The organism is Nocardioides sp. SLBN-35, assembly GCF_006715725.1.
GTDB lineage: Bacteria > Actinomycetota > Actinomycetes > Propionibacteriales > Nocardioidaceae > Nocardioides.
Genome location: NZ_VFNU01000001.1, coordinates 2216375 through 2231906, shown reverse-complemented (window position 1 = coordinate 2231906; position 15532 = coordinate 2216375). Strand labels below are relative to the sequence as shown.

Genomic DNA, 15532 nt, shown 5'->3' with positions numbered 1-15532 from the left:
CTGGTCGCAGAGCCCTGCGACGGCCAGCATGGACGCCATGCACGTCACCGTCCTCGGGCTCGGCCACCTCGGCGCCGCCATCGCCGCCCGCCTCGCCGACCGCAACCACCACGTCACCACCTGGACCCGCTCCGGCGGCGGCACCGCCGCGACCGCGCCGGACGCCGTGCGCGACGCCGAGGTCGTGCTGCTCTGCCTCTATGACGCCGCCGCCTGCCGCGCCGTGCTCGACACCGTGCGCACCCGCCTGCCCGTCGAGGCGGTCGTCGTGAACACCGCGACCGTCGGCCCGGACGAGGCGGTCGAGCTGGCCGCGCTCGCACCGCGGATCCTGCACGCGCCGGTCCTCGGCTCGACCGGGGCGGTCGCTGCCGGCACCCTCACCTTCCTTGCCGGAGGCGCGCCCGGCCCGGCCGCCGCGGTCCTCGCCGACCTCGGCACCGTCGTCGACTGCGGCACGCCGGCCACCGCTGCTGCCGCGAAGCTCGTCGCCAACGGCGTGCTCGCCGACGCGCTGCTCACCGTGCGCGCGGCCCGCACCCGCGCCGCCGCGCTCGACCTGCCCCCTCACCTCGCGCTGGACGTCCTCGAGCGGACCGCACTCGGCGGCCTGGTCCGGGCCAAGCGCGACCGGCTGGAGGCCCCCGACGCCACCCCCGCCGACTTCGCGGCCAGCGCCCTCGCCAAGGACGTCGCGCTGCTCGCCGGCGCGCTCGCCCCCGGCAGCGACATCGCCGGACTCCTCACCCCGGCCCACGCCGACCCGGCGGTCCTCGCGCCGCTGCGCGACTACGCGGCGGGCCATGCGACCGGCGATGCGTCGTACCACCGGCGGGCGTTCCTGCCGACCGCCCACGTCGAGGGACTGCGCGAGGGGCGCTTCACGTCGTGGACGTTGGAGGAGTACTGCGCGCTGTTCACCGGCTCCCCCGCGCCCGACGAGCCGACGCGGCGGCGCCGGGTCGACCGCGTCGACGTCACCGGCAGCACCGGCACCGCGACGATGACGCTGCACCACGGGCCGGACGTCTTCACCGACTCCTTCGCGCTGCTGCGCGTCGACGGCGCCTGGCGGATCGCGAACAAGACCTACCACCGGGCGTGACCGGAGCCACCTGAAACGAGTTGCGCAACTAGTTGCATAGCGTCGCCGTCTGGGGCACGCTGGGGCCATGGCCCTCGAGCACGCGATCCTCGTGTCGCTGAGTGAGCGCGCCGCCTCCGGCTCCGACCTGGTGCGACGCTTCGACGCCTCGATCGGGTTCTTCTGGTCCGCGACGCACCAGCAGATCTACCGCGTCCTAGGCCGGATGGAGGGCGACGGCTGGATCACCTCCGAGGCCGTCGCGCAGGCCGACCGCCCCACCAAGAAGATCTATGGCGTCACGGACGCCGGCCGCGCCGAGCTCGCCCGCTGGATCGGCGAGCCGACCACACCCGACGCGATGCGCAGCAGCGTCAGCGTCAAGATGCGCGGGGCGTCGTACGGCGACCGGGCGGCACTCCTCGACGACCTGCGCCGCCAGCTCGACGAGCACACCAAGCGGCTCTCGCTCTACGAGTACCTCGCCGCCCGCGACTTCCCCGACCCCGGCGCGCTGGCCGGCGCCGACCTCGACATCTACCTCGTGCTGCGCGGCGGCCTCCTCATGGAGGAGTTCTGGATCCGCTGGCTGACCGAGTACCTCGACGCCCACACCCGCAAGGAGTCCCGATGACCACCTACCCCCTGCTCACGACCCCGGCCACCGTCGGCGGCCTCGAGCTCCAGTCCCGTGCGGTGATGGGCTCGATGCACACCGGTCTCGAGGACCGGCCCTGGCACGTCGACGAGCTGGCGGCGTACTTCGCCGAGCGCGCGGCCGGCGGCGTCGGCCTGATCGTCACCGGCGGCTACTCCCCCAACGTGCGCGGGTGGCTGCTGCCGTTCGGCTCGCAGATGACCACCCGCCTCAACGCCCACCGTCACCAGCGGGTGACCGAGGCGGTCCACGCCCACGGCGGGAGGATCGCGCTGCAGCTGCTGCACGCCGGCCGCTACGGCTACACGCCGTTCAGTGTCTCGGCGAGCGCGACCAAGTCGCCGATCACGCCGTTCAAGGCGTCCGCCCTGTCCGGCCGCGCGGTCGAGCGCACCATCGACGACTTCGTCGCCTCCGCCAAGCTCGCGCAGAAGGCGGGGTACGACGGCATCGAGGTGATGGGCTCCGAGGGCTACCTGATCAACCAGTTCCTCGCGTCGCGCACCAATCGTCGTACCGACAAGTGGGGCGGGTCGGCCGAGAACCGGATGCGCTTCCCCGTCGAGGTGGTGCGCCGGATCCGCCAGGAGCTGCCGGACTTCTTCGTGATGTACCGGATGTCGCTGCTCGACCTGGTGCCCGACGGCCAGACCTGGGCCGAGACCGTCGAGCTCGCGCACAAGCTCGAGGAGGCCGGTGCCAGCGTCTTCAACACAGGCATCGGCTGGCACGAGGCGCGGGTGCCCACGATCGTCACCAGTGTCCCGCGCGGTGCCTGGGTCGACAGCACGCTGCGCCTCAAGGCCGAGGTCTCGATCCCGGTGTGTGCGAGCAACCGGATCAACACCCCCGACGTCGCGGAGTCCGTGCTGGAGCAGGGCGTCGACCTGGTCTCGATGGCCCGCCCGTTCCTCGCCGACGCCGATCTCGTCGCCAAGGCCCGCGACGGTCGCGCCGACGAGATCAACACCTGCATCGGCTGCAACCAGGCCTGCCTCGACCACACCTTCCAGGCCAAGCGGGCCTCCTGCCTGGTCAACCCGCGCGCCTGCCACGAGACGACGCTGGTGCTCAGCCCGACCCGTCGCGCGAAGCGGGTCGCGGTCGTCGGCGGTGGCCCCGCCGGACTGGCGACAGCCGTCAGCGCCGCCGAGCGCGGCCACGACGTCACCCTGTTCGAGGCCTCCGAGGAGCTGGGCGGCCAGTTCCGGCTGGCGATGCAGATCCCCGGCAAGGAGGAGTTCGCCGAGACCCTGCGCTACTTCCGCCGCCGCATGGAGGTCCTCGGCGTCAACGTGAAGCTCGCGACCCGCGCGACGCCCGACCTGCTGGCCGGGTACGACGAGGTCGTGGTCGCGACCGGCGTCGAGCCGCGCACGCCGGCCGTCCCGGGCATCGACCACGCGAAGGTCGTCTCCTACCCGGACGCGATCACCGGCCGGGTGGCCGTGGGCGCGAAGGTCGCGGTGATGGGTGCCGGCGGCATCGGCTTCGACGTGACCGAGCTGCTGGCGCACGCGCCGGAGACCCTCGAGGAGTGGAAGGCGCACTGGGGCGTCGCCGATCCGGCAGTCGTCCGCGGCGGCGTCACGGACAAGACGCCGCGCACCCCGGCCCGCGAGGTCTGGCTGCTGCAGCGCAAGGAGTCCGCGCAGGGCAAGGGCCTCGGCAAGACGTCGGGCTGGGTGCACCGCGCAGCGGTCAAGGACCTCGGCGTGCACCAGCTCAGCGGGGTCAGCTACGACCGGGTCGACGACGCCGGCCTCCACATCACCGTCGACGGGACCTCGCAGGTGCTCGACGTCGACCACGTCGTCGTGTGCGCGGGCCAGGAGTCCGTCCGCGGTCTGTACGACGACCTGGTCGCCTCGGCCTTCCCCGGCCGGGTGCACCTGATCGGCGGCGCGGACCTCGCTGCCGAGCTGGACGCCAAGCGCGCGATCAAGCAGGGCACCGAGCTGGCGGCGGCGCTGTGAGCAGCGCGTTCCGGGCGGCCGTGGAGGCCCGTGACGTCGCGGCGATGCGGGCCTGCCTGGCCGAGGACGTCGTCTTCCGCAGCCCCGTCGCCCACAAGCCCTATGCGGGCAAGGCGATCACCGGCGCGATCCTGGCGAACGTGATCGAGGTGTTCCAGGACTTCCGCTACGTGCGTGAGCTCGAGGACGCCACCGGCCACGCCCTCGTGTTCGAGGCGACCGTCGACGGCCTCGAGCTCACCGGCTGCGACTTCCTCGTCCTCGACGAGGAGGGCCTGATCACCGACTTCATGGTGATGGTGCGCCCGCTCAGGGCCGCCCAGGCGCTGGCCGAGCAGATGGGTGCGCGGTTCGACGCCATCGTGGCGCTCGCGTCCGAGGCGACATAACGACGAGCTCGGACGACGGAACTCGCGCCTGGACGAGGAAGCTTCCTCGTCCAAGCGCGAGTTTCACCGGTCGGCCGGTGAAACTCACTACAACGCCGGGTTGTCGGCGTCGCCGGGCCGCACGTCGCCGCGCCAGCCGCCGGTCTCGGTGCCGCGGGTCTCGATGAACTGCTTGAAGCGCTCGAGGTCGCCCTCGGTGCGCCGGTCGATGATCCGCAACGCGTCCCCGGTCTTCTCCACGATGCCCTCGGGCTCGAACTCCATCCGCAGGGTGACCCGCGTCGCGCTACCGAGCTCGTCGGGCGCGAAGGAGACGGTGCCGTCGTTCTTCGTGCCGTCGAGGGCGCGCCAGGTGATCCGCTCGTCGGGGGTCTGGTCGACGATCTCCGCGTCCCACTCGCGGTGCACGCCCGCGATGTCGGCGCGCCAGTGCAGGTGGGTGTCGTCGAGCTGGCGGACCTCCTCGACGCCCTCCATGAAGGACGGGAAGGTCTCGAACTGGGTCCACTGGTCGTAGGCCGTGCGGACGGGAACCTCGACAGTGACGGACTTCTCGATCGTGCTCATGGGTTCGTGCTCCTCTCGTCGGTTCACCGGGCGGTACCCGACGGCTCGGCGCGATACCCGGCGTCGTCTTCATGTTTCCTTCATGAAGGCCTCCCTAGCGTCGCCGCCATGAGCATCCGATTCACCGATGACCTCAAGCTCCGCACGCCGGCGCCGGCGCCGATCCACACCGTCAGCGAGCTGCGGCGGCGGCTGGCGCTGAACGGGGCCCCGGTCGAGGTCGTCGTCGAGGCGGTCCGGGGATGGCTCGCGGACAACGACGTGTCGCCGACGCTGGCGACGAGCATCGCGCGCAGCCCGTACGCCGCCGCGCTGGCGCCGGAGGGCGACGTACCGCCGGCCTGACCCGCGCGCCACCTCGCACCGTGCGCGCACCTTGCTGGCGCGCACCTCCACCCCGTTGTCCGCCCAGCACCGTAGGGTGCCACGCATGGGGATCGAGTTCCGCGACGTCGGCAAGACCTACCCCGACGGCACCGTCGCCGTCACGGGCTTCTCGTGCACCGTCCCTTCCCACCGCACCCTCGCGCTGGTCGGCACCTCGGGGTCGGGCAAGACGACGCTGATGCGGATGGTCAACCGCATGGTCGAGCCCACCACGGGCTCGGTCCTGATCGACGAGCGCGACGTCCGCGACCTCGACAAGGTCGATCTGCGCCGCTCGATCGGCTACGTCCCGCAGGCCGGCGGACTGCTCCCCCACCGGCGCGTGGTCGACAACGTCGCGACCGTCCCGGTCCTCACCGGTACGCCGAAGCGCGCGGCCCGCGAGGCCGCGCTGGCCCTGCTCGAGCGGGTCGGGATCGACCCCGCGCTGGGGAAGCGCTACCCGGTGCAGCTCTCGGGCGGCCAGCAGCAGCGGGTCGCGGTGGCGCGGGCGCTGGCCGCGGACCCCAACATCTTGTTGATGGACGAACCGTTCGGCGCGGTCGACCCGATCGTGCGGCGTGGCCTGCAGGACCAGCTGCTGCAGCTGCAGGCCGAGCTCGGCAAGACCATCGTGCTGGTCACCCACGACATCGACGAGGCGTTCCGGCTCGGTGACGAGGTCGTCATCCTGCGCACCGGCGGGATCGTCGCGCAGACCGGCACCCCCAAGGAGATCGTCGCCGCACCGGCCGACGACTTCGTGCGCGACTTCATCGGCTCCGACCGCGCGGAGCGGGCGCTGCGCACCGTCGACGTCGACGGCCGCAAGGTGGTGGTCGACGGCGACGGCCGGCCGGTGGGTGTCCTCGCGTGACCTGGCTCGACGCCAACCGCGCCTACGTCCTGGACATGCTCGTCCAGCACCTGCGGCTGTCGGTGCCCGCCATCGTGGTCAGCGTGCTGGTCGCGATCGTGCTCGGCCGGGTCGCCTGGCGCTGGCCGCGCGCCGGCACCGTCGTGCTCGGCACCGCGAGCCTGCTCTACTCCGTGCCCGCCCTGCCGCTGCTCATCGTGATCCCCGTCCTGCTCGGCATCCCGCTGCGCTCCGGCCTCACCCTGGTCGTCGCGCTCGCCGTCTACGGCACCGCCCTGCTGGCCGGCACCGCAGCCGACGCGTTCCGCTCCGTCGACGCCCGCGTGCGCGAGGCGGCCGAGGCGATGGGCTACTCGCGCTCCGGGCTGTTCTGGAAGGTCGACCTACCGCTCGCCGTACCCGTGCTGCTGTCGGGGATCCGGGTGATCACGGTCAGCACGGTCAGCCTGGTCACCATCGGCGCCCTGGTCGGCATCCCGAGCCTGGGCAACCTGCTCACCGACGGCTTCCAGCGCGACATCCGCGCCGAGATCGTCACCGGCGTCGTCGGCACCATGCTGCTCGCCGTCGCCCTGGACGTGCTGCTCGTCGCCATCGGCCGGGTCGCCACGCCCTGGCGGACGGCCACTCCGACGGGAGCGGCGAGGTGAACCTCTTCGCCGACGCCCTGGCCTGGATCGCCGACGGCGCCCACTGGGGCGGGCCGGGCGGCATCGACCACCGGATCGTGCAGCACCTGCTGGTCACCTTCGCCGCGGTCGCCATCGCCGCCGTGCTCGCGATCCCGCTCGGCATCCTGATCGGACACACCGGCCGCGGCCGGCTGGTCGTGGTCGCGCTCGCCGGGGCCGTGCGAGCGGTCCCGACCCTCGGCCTGCTCACCCTGCTCGGACTCGCGCTCGGGATCGGCCTGCAGGCGCCGCTGCTCGCGCTGGTCGCGCTGGCGTTCCCGTCGCTGCTCGCCGGCGCCTACGCCGGCATCGAGGCCGCCGACCGCGGAGCCGTCGACGCCGCCCGCGCGGTCGGGATGAGCGAGTGGCAGCTGGTCACCCGGGTCGAGATCCCGCTCGGCGCCGACGTCCTGCTCGGTGGGGTGCGGGCAGCGACGCTGCAGGTCGTCGCCACTGCCACCCTGGCGGCGTACATCTCCGACACCGGCCTCGGCCGCTACCTGTTCTCCGGCCTCAAGTCCCGGCACTACGACGAGATGCTCGCCGGCGCGCTGCTCGTGGCGGCGTTGGCCCTCGTGCTCGACCTCACCATGGCTGCCCTGCAGCGGGCCAGCCGCCCCACCACCCGAAAGGTTCCGTCATGACCCGCACCCCCCGCCGATCCACAGCGGTCGGTCTCGCCCTGGTCGCGGCTGCCGCGCTCTCCCTCACCGCGTGCGGCAGCGACGACCCGCTCAGCACGGGCGACAAGGGCGGCGACACGATCGTGATCGGCTCGCAGGACTACTACTCCAACGAGATCATCGCCGAGGCCTACGCCCAGGCGCTCGAGGCCGCCGGCATCAAGGTCGAGCGCGACCTCCGGATCGGCCAGCGCGAGGGCTACCTCCCCGAGATCGAGAGCGGCTCGATCGACCTGTTCCCGGAGTACACCGGCCCGCTGCTGCAGGTCTGGAAGCCCGACACCAAGGCCCGCCTGGCCGACGACGTGTACGCCGAGCTCGAGGACGCCGCCGAGGAGAAGGGCCTGGAGGTGCTGGACCAGTCGCCGGCCACCGACCAGGACTCCTACGTCGTGACCCGGGCGTTCGCCGAGAAGTACGGACTGACGACGATCGACGACCTCGCGAAGGTCACCGAGAAGATGACCTTCGGCGCCAACTCCGAGGCCGAGGACCGCCCCAACGGTCCCAAGGGACTCAAGAAGGCGTACGGCGTCGACGTGGCCTTCACGCCGATCGAGGACGGCGGCGGCCCGCTCACCGTCAAGGCCCTCAAGGACGGCTCGATCCAGCTCGCGATCATCTACACCGGCGACCCGTCGATCAAGAAGAACGACCTGGTCGCCCTCGAGGACACCAAGGGACTGTTCCTCGCCTCCCACGTCGTCCCGGTCGCCAGCGACGACCTGAGCGACAAGGCCGTGGGTGTAATCAACAAGGTCAGCGCCGCCATGTCGCCCGAGGACCTGGTCGACCTCGACGCCCGCAGCGTCGACGAGGAGCTGCCGGCCGCGACCATCGCGAAGGACTGGCTCGAGAAGGAAGGCCTTCTGTGACCCTTGCGGTCACCGGTGCGACGGGAGGGCTCGGGGGACGCGTCGCCCGGGCCCTCGCGGCGCGCGGCGTCGAGCAGCGGCTGCTGGCGCGCGATCCGAGCCGCGCCCCCGAGCTGCCCGGCGCGACGGTCGTCCGCTCGACGTACGGCGACAGCGAGCTGGCGGCCGCCTCGCTCGAGGGCGTGCGCATCCTGCTCATGGTCTCGGCCGCCGAGTCGGCCGACCGCCTCGAGCAGCACCTGACGTTCGTCGATGCGGCAGCGGCGGCCGGGGTCGAGCACGTCGTCTACACCTCGTTCCTCGGCGCCGCGCCCGACGCCACCTTCACCCTGGCGCGCGACCACTGGGCGACCGAGCAGCACCTGCGTGCCTCCGGGATGGGGTTCACCTTCCTGCGCGACAGCTTCTACCTCGACTTCCTGCCCGACCTGGTCGGCGAGGACGGCGTGATCCGCGGCCCGGCCGGCGACGGGCGGGTGGCGGCGGTGACCCGCGACGACGTCGCGGCCTGCGCGGTCGCCGTGCTCCTCGCGCCCGCGGACCACGCCGGCGCCACCTACGACCTCACCGGGCCGGCCGCGCCGACCTTGACCGAGGTCGCCGAGATCCTGACCGCCCACACCGGCCGCCGGGTCAGCTACCACGACGAGACCGTCGAGGAGGCCTACGCGTCGCGGCTGCGCTGGGAGGCCCCGCAATGGCAGTACGACGCCTGGGTCTCCACCTACACCGCGATCGCCGCGGGCGAGATGGCCGGCGTGACCGACCACGTGGAGCGGTTGACCGGGCGCGCGCCGACCGGGCTCGCGGCCTACCTCGACAGCGCCTCGGCCGAGCGCCAGAATCCCTGACATGACCGCTGCTGCGCTGGTGTTCGCCAGCCTCGCCGCCCTGCTCCACGTCTACATCTGGGTGATGGAGTCGCTGACCTGGACCAGCGCCCGCACCCGCGCCACCTTCGGCACCAGCCAGGCCGAGGCGGAGGCGACGAAGGAGCTGGCCTTCAACCAGGGCTTCTACAACCTCTTCCTGGCCCTCATCACCGCGGGCGGCATCGTGGCGTTCGGCGCGGAGGACGACCGGGTGGGCGCGACGCTGGTGTTCTGCGGCGCGGGCTCGATGGTCGCCGCGGGCCTGGTCCTGCTGCTGTCCTCGCCCGGCAAGGCGCGCGCCGCGATCACCCAGCTCGCCCTCCCGGCCGTCGCCGTGGTGCTGCTCGCCGTCGCGCTGGCCTGACCCGGGTTCCCGCTCGGGCGCCGGGTACCGCCCGGCGCATGGACGACACCACCTCCACCACTCCGCTCCGCGCGCTCGTGCTCTGCTGCACCCTCAAGGCGACACCCGCGCCCTCCAGCTCCGAGCTGCTCGGGCGCCGCGTGCTCGGGGCGCTCGAGGAGCACGACGTGCAGGGCACGCTGGTGCGCGTCGTCGACCACCACGTCGCCTTCGGCGTCAGCACCGACGAGGGTGACGGCGACGAGTGGCCGTTGATCCGGCGACAGGTCCTCGACGCCGACATCCTGGTGATCGCCACCCCGATCTGGATGGGGCAGCCGGCCTCGGTGTGCAAGGTGGTTCTCGAGCGGCTCGACGCCGAGCTCGGCGAGACCGACGACGAGGGCAGGATGCCCACCTCCGGCAAGGTCGCGGGCGTCGCGGTGGTCGGCAACGAGGACGGCGCCCACCACGTCTGTGCCGAGGTGTTCCAGGCGCTGAGCGACGTCGGGTTCACCATCCCCGCCAACGGGGTCACCTACTGGGTCGGCGAGGCGATGCAGTCGACGGACTACCAGGACCTCGACCCGGAGCCGGAGAAGACCGCCGGGACGACGAAGACGTTGGCGGCCAACGCCGCCCACCTGGCGCGGCTCCTGCGCGGGTCCGCCTACCCCGCGTGAGTCAGTCGCGCACCAGCACGAAGAAGTACGGCGCCGCGCCGCGCAGGTCCATGCACCCGAGCAGGGTGTCGTCGTCGACTCGGCGGAACAGGTCGATGATCGGCAGGTGGTCGTAGCTCATCCCCGCGGTGACCACGCCCCGGTACTCCACGTTGCGCAGCCGGGCCCGCGGCCGCTTCGTGCGCAGAGCCGGCAGGGCCGCCCCCATCACCGTGCGGCCGCGGGCCACCACGCCGGACGGGATCTTGTCGACCACGCCGAACGGGATCCGGCGCGGGTCGACCGAGACGATGTCGCCGGACGGCGCCCGGAACAGCAGCGGGTGCACCTCGTCGACGGAGTCGAACTGCTTGCCGTACCAGCCCGACGCCGCCAGCAGCCCGTCCATGGGATGACCGGTCGCGAGCTCGCGGCCGTGCCAGCGGCCGGTGATCTCGTCGGCCCGCACGGCCGGGAGGCTGTCGAACAGCGCCAGGGCGTCGGAGAGGGTGCAGGCGGGCTCGAGCGCGGCCAGCCGGTCACTGGGAATGACAGTCATGCTGTCATTGTCACCCACGCGTGGAACAGCGGCACACCGTCCCACGCACCGCCCCGGGCCACGGCGACCACGGCGTGCGGGCGGTCGAAGGCAAGCTCGACGCGCCGCACCCGGCGCTCGACGTACGACGGCATCCCGGCCGCCCGCACCGAGAGCGCCGTGACGGCGGCGGCCCGGAACCCGTCGGCGTCGTAGGTCGCGGTGGCGGCCTGCACGCACTCCAGGTCGATCCCCTCGCGCAGCGCCTCGGGTGGCAGCAGCCCGGCGACAACGCGACCGACCTCGGCGACACCGGGCGCGGCGCTGAGGTCGTGCCGGGCATAGGCCTTCCACGCGGGGAGCCGGCTGGTCCACAGCTCGGCGCCGTCCTGGGGCGCCTGCCGGGCGGCGAACGACTCGACGACCTCACGCACCCGCCAGGCGTGGCCGTCGGCCATCGGCCCGGAGGGCCGGTCGCCCGCGGCGAGCCCGCCGCCGAGGCGGTGGGCCACGACCTCGTCGACGGCGCGCCACACGTCCGCCGCAGCGACGCCGGGAGCCGCGATCACGCTGAGCACGTCGATGCCGTCGTCGGTGGGCGGGCACGCGAGCGCCACGACACCGGCGGCCTCGGTGGCGACGAGGGCCTGGAGCCCGTCGTCGAGCAGCAGCCGCCCGTCGCGGTCGGCCTGCAGCCGCGCGCGCCAGCGCGGCTCGGTGACCAGGGCGGAGGCGAGCAGCAGCAGGGTGCGGGCGTCGACCTGGGCCGGGAAGGTGGGGATCAGGCCGCGGGTGTGCTCGCGGGCCCAGGCGTCGAGGGCGGCCTGGCCGGGCAGCGGACCGACCGGGACCGGTCCCGGCACGGGAGCGCGCAGCGTCAGGTCGGGACGCACCCAGCCGCCGAGGGCGGCGCCCACGGCGGGGTGCGGGTCGGCGAGCAGGGCGCCCACCGTCGCCGTGGCGTCCACGGCCGGCACTCCCAGCGCGTCCTCCAGCGCGCGCCGGTCGGCGGGGTCGGTCACCGACTCCGCCACGGCGGCGAGCAGCAGCCAGAGCCCGGTGGCCGACAGGATCGGCGCCTCGGCGAGGCCGAGCCGCTCGCGCAGCCGGGCCGCGTGGTCGCGCTGCGCGGCCGCCGTACTCGCGTCCAGCGCCGGGGTCACGACAGCTCTCCGGCCCGCTTCTTGACCTCGGCCCACGAGAACCGCTGCCGCAGCGTCGCCCCGCTCGGTACGCCGTCCCGGGCCTTGGCCCAGGCGGCGTAGTCGGCGAACGAGCCGGCGCTGCCGGGCTCGGCGAGGTAGCGCGCCACGATCGCCACCACGTCGTCGTCGCTCCACCGGCGGCTGGTGGAGCGGGTCTTGTTGGTGGCGACGCCGGCGTGCGCACAGGCGGCGTTCCACGACCCGAACCGGCGGATCAGCAGGGCGGGCGAGGCCGCGTTGCGCTGGCGCTGCCAGCCGTCGTACCCCGCCGCCGTCAGCGGCTCGCCGAGCTCGGCGGCCGCGGCGGCGAGGTCGGCGGCGATCTGCTCGTCGGAGAACTCGGGGACCCGCATGTGGCCACCGTAGCCATCTCGCGCGCACTTGTCCGTCGAGGACGAAGGCCGCCGGGATCTTCGGTCGTCGTGGCCGTGACCGTCGACACAGTCGCGAACCTACGGTCGGGACACCCGCTGCGGCGGCCGTCCCGAAGGAGCCAGACCGATGCCTTTCCTCACCCCCGATGCCCCACCCGCCGACCCCGCGGACCTGCTCGCCCGTCCCCGTCAGGAGCGGATCCGCTTCCTCGCCACCTTCTGGGCCGAGTACGGCTTCGGCACCCCGAAGATGGTGCACACGATCTACATCGTGAAGCTGCTCGTCCTCCACATCGGCGGCGGCGTCGCGCTCGCGACGCTCACCTCCGGTGTCGGCGGCCCGCTCGACGTCGCGCAGTGGTGGGACCAGCCGGTGATCTACCAGAAGCTCGTGCTGTGGACGCTCTTCCTCGAGCTGTTCGGCATCGGCGGCACCTGGGGCCCGCTGGCGGCGCACTTCAAGCCGATGACCGGCGGCATCTCCTACTGGGCGCGACCGGACACGATCCGGCTCCCTCCCTGGCCGGGCAAGGTGCCGTTCACCTCGGGCGACAACCGCAGCGTGTTCGACGTGCTGCTGTACCTCGCGACCCTGGCCTGCTTCCTGGTCGGCATCGTCGCGGGCGGCAGCACCCGGATCGACGGCTTGGGCGGCATCGAGATGGTCGACCCGCGCTTCATGGCCCTCTCCGCCGCGCTGCTGGTGCTCTGCGGCCTGCGCGACAAGATCCTGTTCCTCGCCGCCCGCGGCGAGCAGTACCTGCCGATCCTCCTGATCTCCAGCCTCGCCGGCAGCGTGCTCACCCTCGTCGACTTCGTCGTGGCGGCGAAGCTCGTCATCGTGATCGTCTGGGTGGGTGCGGCGATCTCCAAGATGAACGCGCACTTCGAGAACGTCGTCCCGCCGATGGTCTCCAACGCGCCCTTCGCCCCCAAGATCGTCAAGCGCGCGCACTACCGCTCGCTGCCCGACGACCTCAAGCCCTCGCGGATCGCCTGGTTCATGGCCCACGTCCTCGGTACGACGGCAGAGCTGGTCGTCCCCCTGGTCCTGCTGTTCAGCACCAGCTGGACCATCACCCTGCTCGCGGTCGGCTCGATGGTGCTCTTCCACCTGTTCATCACCCAGACGTTCCCGCTCGCCGTACCGCTGGAGTGGAACATCCTGTTCGCCTACATCACCGTGTTCCTGTTCGCCGGCCACTTCGCGGGCGACGGCTATGGCGTGAGCGACTTCAGCCGGCCGTGGATGCTGCCGGTGCTCGCCGCCGCGCTCCTCTTCTTCCCGGTGCTCGGCAACCTTCGCCCCGACCTGGTCTCCTTCCTCCCCTCGATGCGGCAGTACGCCGGCAACTGGGCCTCGGCCACGTGGGCGTTCGCGCCCGGCGCCGAGGCGAAGCTCAACCAGCTCAAGAAGCCCGCGAAGAACCAGATCGACCAGCTCGTCGAGGGCATGGGCTACCCACAGGACGTCGCGGAGATGACCATGCAGATGACGCTCGCCTGGCGCTCGATGCACAGCCAGGGCCGGGGCCTGTTCTCGGTGATGCAGGACTACCTGGGCGAGGAGTACGAGTCCTACTCGTTGCGCGAGGCCGAGTTCTGCTGCAACTCGGTCATCGGCTGGAACTTCGGCGACGGCCACCTGCACGACGACCAGCTGATCGAGGCGATCCAGAAGCGGATCGGCTTCGCTCCCGGCGAGTTCGTCGTGGTCTGGGTCGAGTCGCAGCCGATCCACAAGAAGACCCAGGAGTACTTCGTGATGGACGCGGCGCTCGGCATCGTCGAGCGCGGCACCTGGCTGGTCTCCGACTGCGTCAGGGAGCAGCCGTGGCTGCCCAACGGCCCGGTCCCGACCACCGTCACCTGGCGGCGCGCCACCGCCGAGGTGCCCGCATGAGCCCGCTCGCCGAGATCCCCTTCGCCCGCGCTGCACAGGACCCCACCGGGTCCTGCCTCCGCGACGGCGAACGGGCCTTCGACAACGCGAGGTTCGCGGCCGACGTACGGCGGCTCGCGCAGCGGCTCGGTGCTCTCGGGATCGCACCGGGCGACACGGTCGCGGTGATGCTGCCGAACTGCGCGGAGATCGTCACGACCATGTTCGCCGCCTGGTACCGAGGATCCGCGCTGACTCCGGTCAACGCGGCGCTCACCGACGACGAGGCCCGCTACCAGCTGCAGGACTCCGCGGCCGCGGTGCTGGTGGGCGACGAGCGGGCGCGCGAGCTGGCCGCGTCGGTCGGGATCGCCTGGCTGGACGCGGCGTCGATCGACGGCGACGACCTCGCCGTGGAGCCGGACGACGGCCCGGCCGCGGCGGCCGACGACTTCGCGCTGATCATCTACACCAGCGGCACGACCGGGCGGCCCAAGGGCGTGCTGCTCGACCACGCCAACCTGGACGCGATGAGCGGCTCGCTGGTCGAGCACTTCTCGCTGAGCGCGGCGGACACCAGCCTGCTGGTCCTGCCGCTGTTCCACGCGAACGGGCTGATCGCGGGCACCCTCGCGCCGCTGCGCGCGGGCGGCGACGTGGTGGTCGCGCCCCGGTTCGCCCCCGACACCTTCTGGGAGCTCGTCGAGACCGCCCGGCCGACGTACTTCTCCGCGGTGCCGACGATCTACGCCGTGCTCGACGCCCGCACCACCAGGGAGGTGGACACCTCCTCGCTGCGGTTCCTGGTGTGCGGGGCGGCGCCGATGCCGGCCGAGCTGATCATGCGGTTCGAGAAGCGGTTCGGGGTGCCGGTGCTCGAGGGCTACGGCCTCTCGGAGAGCAGCGTCGCCTCGAACATCAACCCGCTCGACGGACCTCGCAAGCCCGGCACCGTCGGCATCGCCCTGCCGGGCCAGGAGGTCGCGGTCGTCTCGCCGTCCGGCGAGCACCTGCCGCCGGGCGCGCGCGGCGAGGTGGTGATCCGCGGCGCGAACGTGATGCGTGGCTACCTGGGCAGGCCCGAGGAGACGGCGAAGGTGATCAAGGACGGGTGGCTGCACACCGGCGACGTCGGGATCGTCGACGAGGACGGGTACCTGCGCATCGTCGACCGGATCAAGGACCTGATCATCCGCGGCGGCGAGAACATCTACCCCAAGGAGATCGAGGAGTGCCTCTACGCCCACCCTGCGGTGCTCGAGGCGGCCGTCGTCGGCCGGCCGGACGCGGTGCTGGGCGAGGTCCCGGTCGCCTACGTCGCCCCGCGGCCGGGTCGCGTCGTGGCACCCGAGGAGCTGCGTGTCCACTGCGCGGCGCGTCTCGCGCGCTACAAGGTGCCCGAACAGTTCGAGGTCCGCACCGAGCTGCCCAAGAACTCGGTCGGCAAGCTGGTCAAGGGGTTGCTACGTGAGCCGAGCCAGGTCTGACCCGACGCTGCCCCCGTCTGCGA

18 protein-coding genes are annotated in these 15532 nt (G+C 72.5%); 14 read left to right on the top strand and 4 right to left on the bottom strand.

What is annotated here, in order from left to right; genetic code table 11:
* Positions 1 to 37: 37 nt before the first annotated feature.
* The 4 genes from FBY23_RS10825 to FBY23_RS10810 all read left to right on the top strand — a co-directional run bounded on the left by FBY23_RS10825 (position 38) and on the right by FBY23_RS10810 (position 4107).
* Positions 38 to 1105 carry a nuclear transport factor 2 family protein gene (locus FBY23_RS10825; RefSeq protein WP_222117792.1) on the top strand — a complete coding sequence of 356 codons (1068 nt, stop codon included), beginning with the start codon at positions 38 to 40 and terminating at the stop codon, positions 1103 to 1105.
* A 67-nt stretch (positions 1106 to 1172) separates the two neighbouring features.
* Entirely contained in the window at positions 1173 to 1718 is a 546-nt protein-coding gene (locus FBY23_RS10820) for a PadR family transcriptional regulator (protein WP_141798152.1), read from the top strand.
* Entirely contained in the window at positions 1715 to 3718 is a 2004-nt protein-coding gene (locus tag FBY23_RS10815) for an NADPH-dependent 2,4-dienoyl-CoA reductase (RefSeq protein WP_141798151.1), read from the top strand. Before FBY23_RS10820 ends, FBY23_RS10815 begins: the two co-directional genes overlap by 4 nt.
* Entirely contained in the window at positions 3715 to 4107 is a 393-nt protein-coding gene (locus FBY23_RS10810; protein WP_260805893.1) for a nuclear transport factor 2 family protein, read from the top strand. Before FBY23_RS10815 ends, FBY23_RS10810 begins: the two co-directional genes overlap by 4 nt.
* A gap of 87 nt (positions 4108 to 4194) precedes the next feature.
* On the opposite strand, the gene FBY23_RS10805 is transcribed toward FBY23_RS10810, so the two are convergent.
* Positions 4195 to 4674 (bottom strand): SRPBCC family protein, encoded by a 480-nt coding sequence (locus tag FBY23_RS10805; RefSeq protein ID WP_141798150.1) that lies wholly within the window; start codon positions 4672 to 4674, stop codon positions 4195 to 4197.
* A 108-nt stretch (positions 4675 to 4782) separates the two neighbouring features.
* Here FBY23_RS10805 and FBY23_RS10800 point away from each other — a divergent pair, with 108 nt between their 5' ends.
* The 8 genes from FBY23_RS10800 (at position 4783) to FBY23_RS10765 (ending at position 10044) form a co-directional block, all read left to right on the top strand.
* The gene (locus FBY23_RS10800; RefSeq protein WP_141798149.1) at positions 4783 to 5019 is read left to right on the top strand and encodes a hypothetical protein; all 237 of its coding nucleotides are present in this window, start codon (positions 4783 to 4785) and stop codon (positions 5017 to 5019) included.
* Positions 5020 to 5104: 85 nt separating this feature from the next.
* Positions 5105 to 5917, top strand: a complete 813-nt coding sequence (locus tag FBY23_RS10795; RefSeq protein WP_141798148.1) for an ATP-binding cassette domain-containing protein — start codon at positions 5105 to 5107, stop codon at positions 5915 to 5917.
* A complete protein-coding gene (locus FBY23_RS10790; RefSeq protein WP_141798147.1) occupies positions 5914 to 6567 on the top strand; it encodes an ABC transporter permease in 654 nt (217 codons plus the stop codon). The genes FBY23_RS10795 and FBY23_RS10790 overlap by 4 nt, the downstream gene beginning before the upstream one ends.
* Positions 6564 to 7232 (top strand): ABC transporter permease, encoded by a 669-nt coding sequence (locus FBY23_RS10785; RefSeq protein ID WP_141798146.1) that lies wholly within the window; start codon positions 6564 to 6566, stop codon positions 7230 to 7232. Before FBY23_RS10790 ends, FBY23_RS10785 begins: the two co-directional genes overlap by 4 nt.
* Entirely contained in the window at positions 7229 to 8146 is a 918-nt protein-coding gene (locus tag FBY23_RS10780) for an ABC transporter substrate-binding protein (protein WP_141798145.1), read from the top strand. Before FBY23_RS10785 ends, FBY23_RS10780 begins: the two co-directional genes overlap by 4 nt.
* Complete coding sequence (locus tag FBY23_RS10775; protein WP_260805892.1) at positions 8143 to 8997, top strand: SDR family oxidoreductase; 855 nt, start codon at positions 8143 to 8145, stop codon at positions 8995 to 8997. Before FBY23_RS10780 ends, FBY23_RS10775 begins: the two co-directional genes overlap by 4 nt.
* Before the next feature lies 1 nt (position 8998).
* The gene (locus FBY23_RS10770; protein WP_141798144.1) at positions 8999 to 9382 is read left to right on the top strand and encodes a DUF1304 domain-containing protein; all 384 of its coding nucleotides are present in this window, start codon (positions 8999 to 9001) and stop codon (positions 9380 to 9382) included.
* A 38-nt stretch (positions 9383 to 9420) separates the two neighbouring features.
* Positions 9421 to 10044, top strand: a complete 624-nt coding sequence (locus FBY23_RS10765) for a flavodoxin family protein (RefSeq protein WP_141798143.1) — start codon at positions 9421 to 9423, stop codon at positions 10042 to 10044.
* A gap of 1 nt (position 10045) precedes the next feature.
* On the opposite strand, the gene FBY23_RS10760 is transcribed toward FBY23_RS10765, so the two are convergent.
* Genes FBY23_RS10760 through FBY23_RS10750 form a run of 3 tightly spaced genes read right to left on the bottom strand, consistent with a single transcriptional unit; the run spans position 10046 to position 12119 of the window.
* A complete protein-coding gene (locus FBY23_RS10760; protein WP_141798142.1) occupies positions 10046 to 10582 on the bottom strand; it encodes a DUF4334 domain-containing protein in 537 nt (178 codons plus the stop codon).
* Positions 10579 to 11724, bottom strand: a complete 1146-nt coding sequence (locus tag FBY23_RS25950) for a hypothetical protein (protein WP_160158216.1) — start codon at positions 11722 to 11724, stop codon at positions 10579 to 10581. The genes FBY23_RS10760 and FBY23_RS25950 overlap by 4 nt, the downstream gene beginning before the upstream one ends.
* Positions 11721 to 12119 (bottom strand): homing endonuclease associated repeat-containing protein, encoded by a 399-nt coding sequence (locus FBY23_RS10750; RefSeq protein WP_141798141.1) that lies wholly within the window; start codon positions 12117 to 12119, stop codon positions 11721 to 11723. Before FBY23_RS10750 ends, FBY23_RS25950 begins: the two co-directional genes overlap by 4 nt.
* A gap of 148 nt (positions 12120 to 12267) precedes the next feature.
* Here FBY23_RS10750 and FBY23_RS10745 point away from each other — a divergent pair, with 148 nt between their 5' ends.
* Complete coding sequence (locus FBY23_RS10745) at positions 12268 to 14043, top strand: DUF3556 domain-containing protein (RefSeq protein ID WP_141798140.1); 1776 nt, start codon at positions 12268 to 12270, stop codon at positions 14041 to 14043.
* A complete protein-coding gene (locus FBY23_RS10740) occupies positions 14040 to 15509 on the top strand; it encodes a class I adenylate-forming enzyme family protein (protein WP_141798139.1) in 1470 nt (489 codons plus the stop codon). The genes FBY23_RS10745 and FBY23_RS10740 overlap by 4 nt, the downstream gene beginning before the upstream one ends.
* The last annotated feature ends 23 nt before the right edge of the window (positions 15510 to 15532 follow it).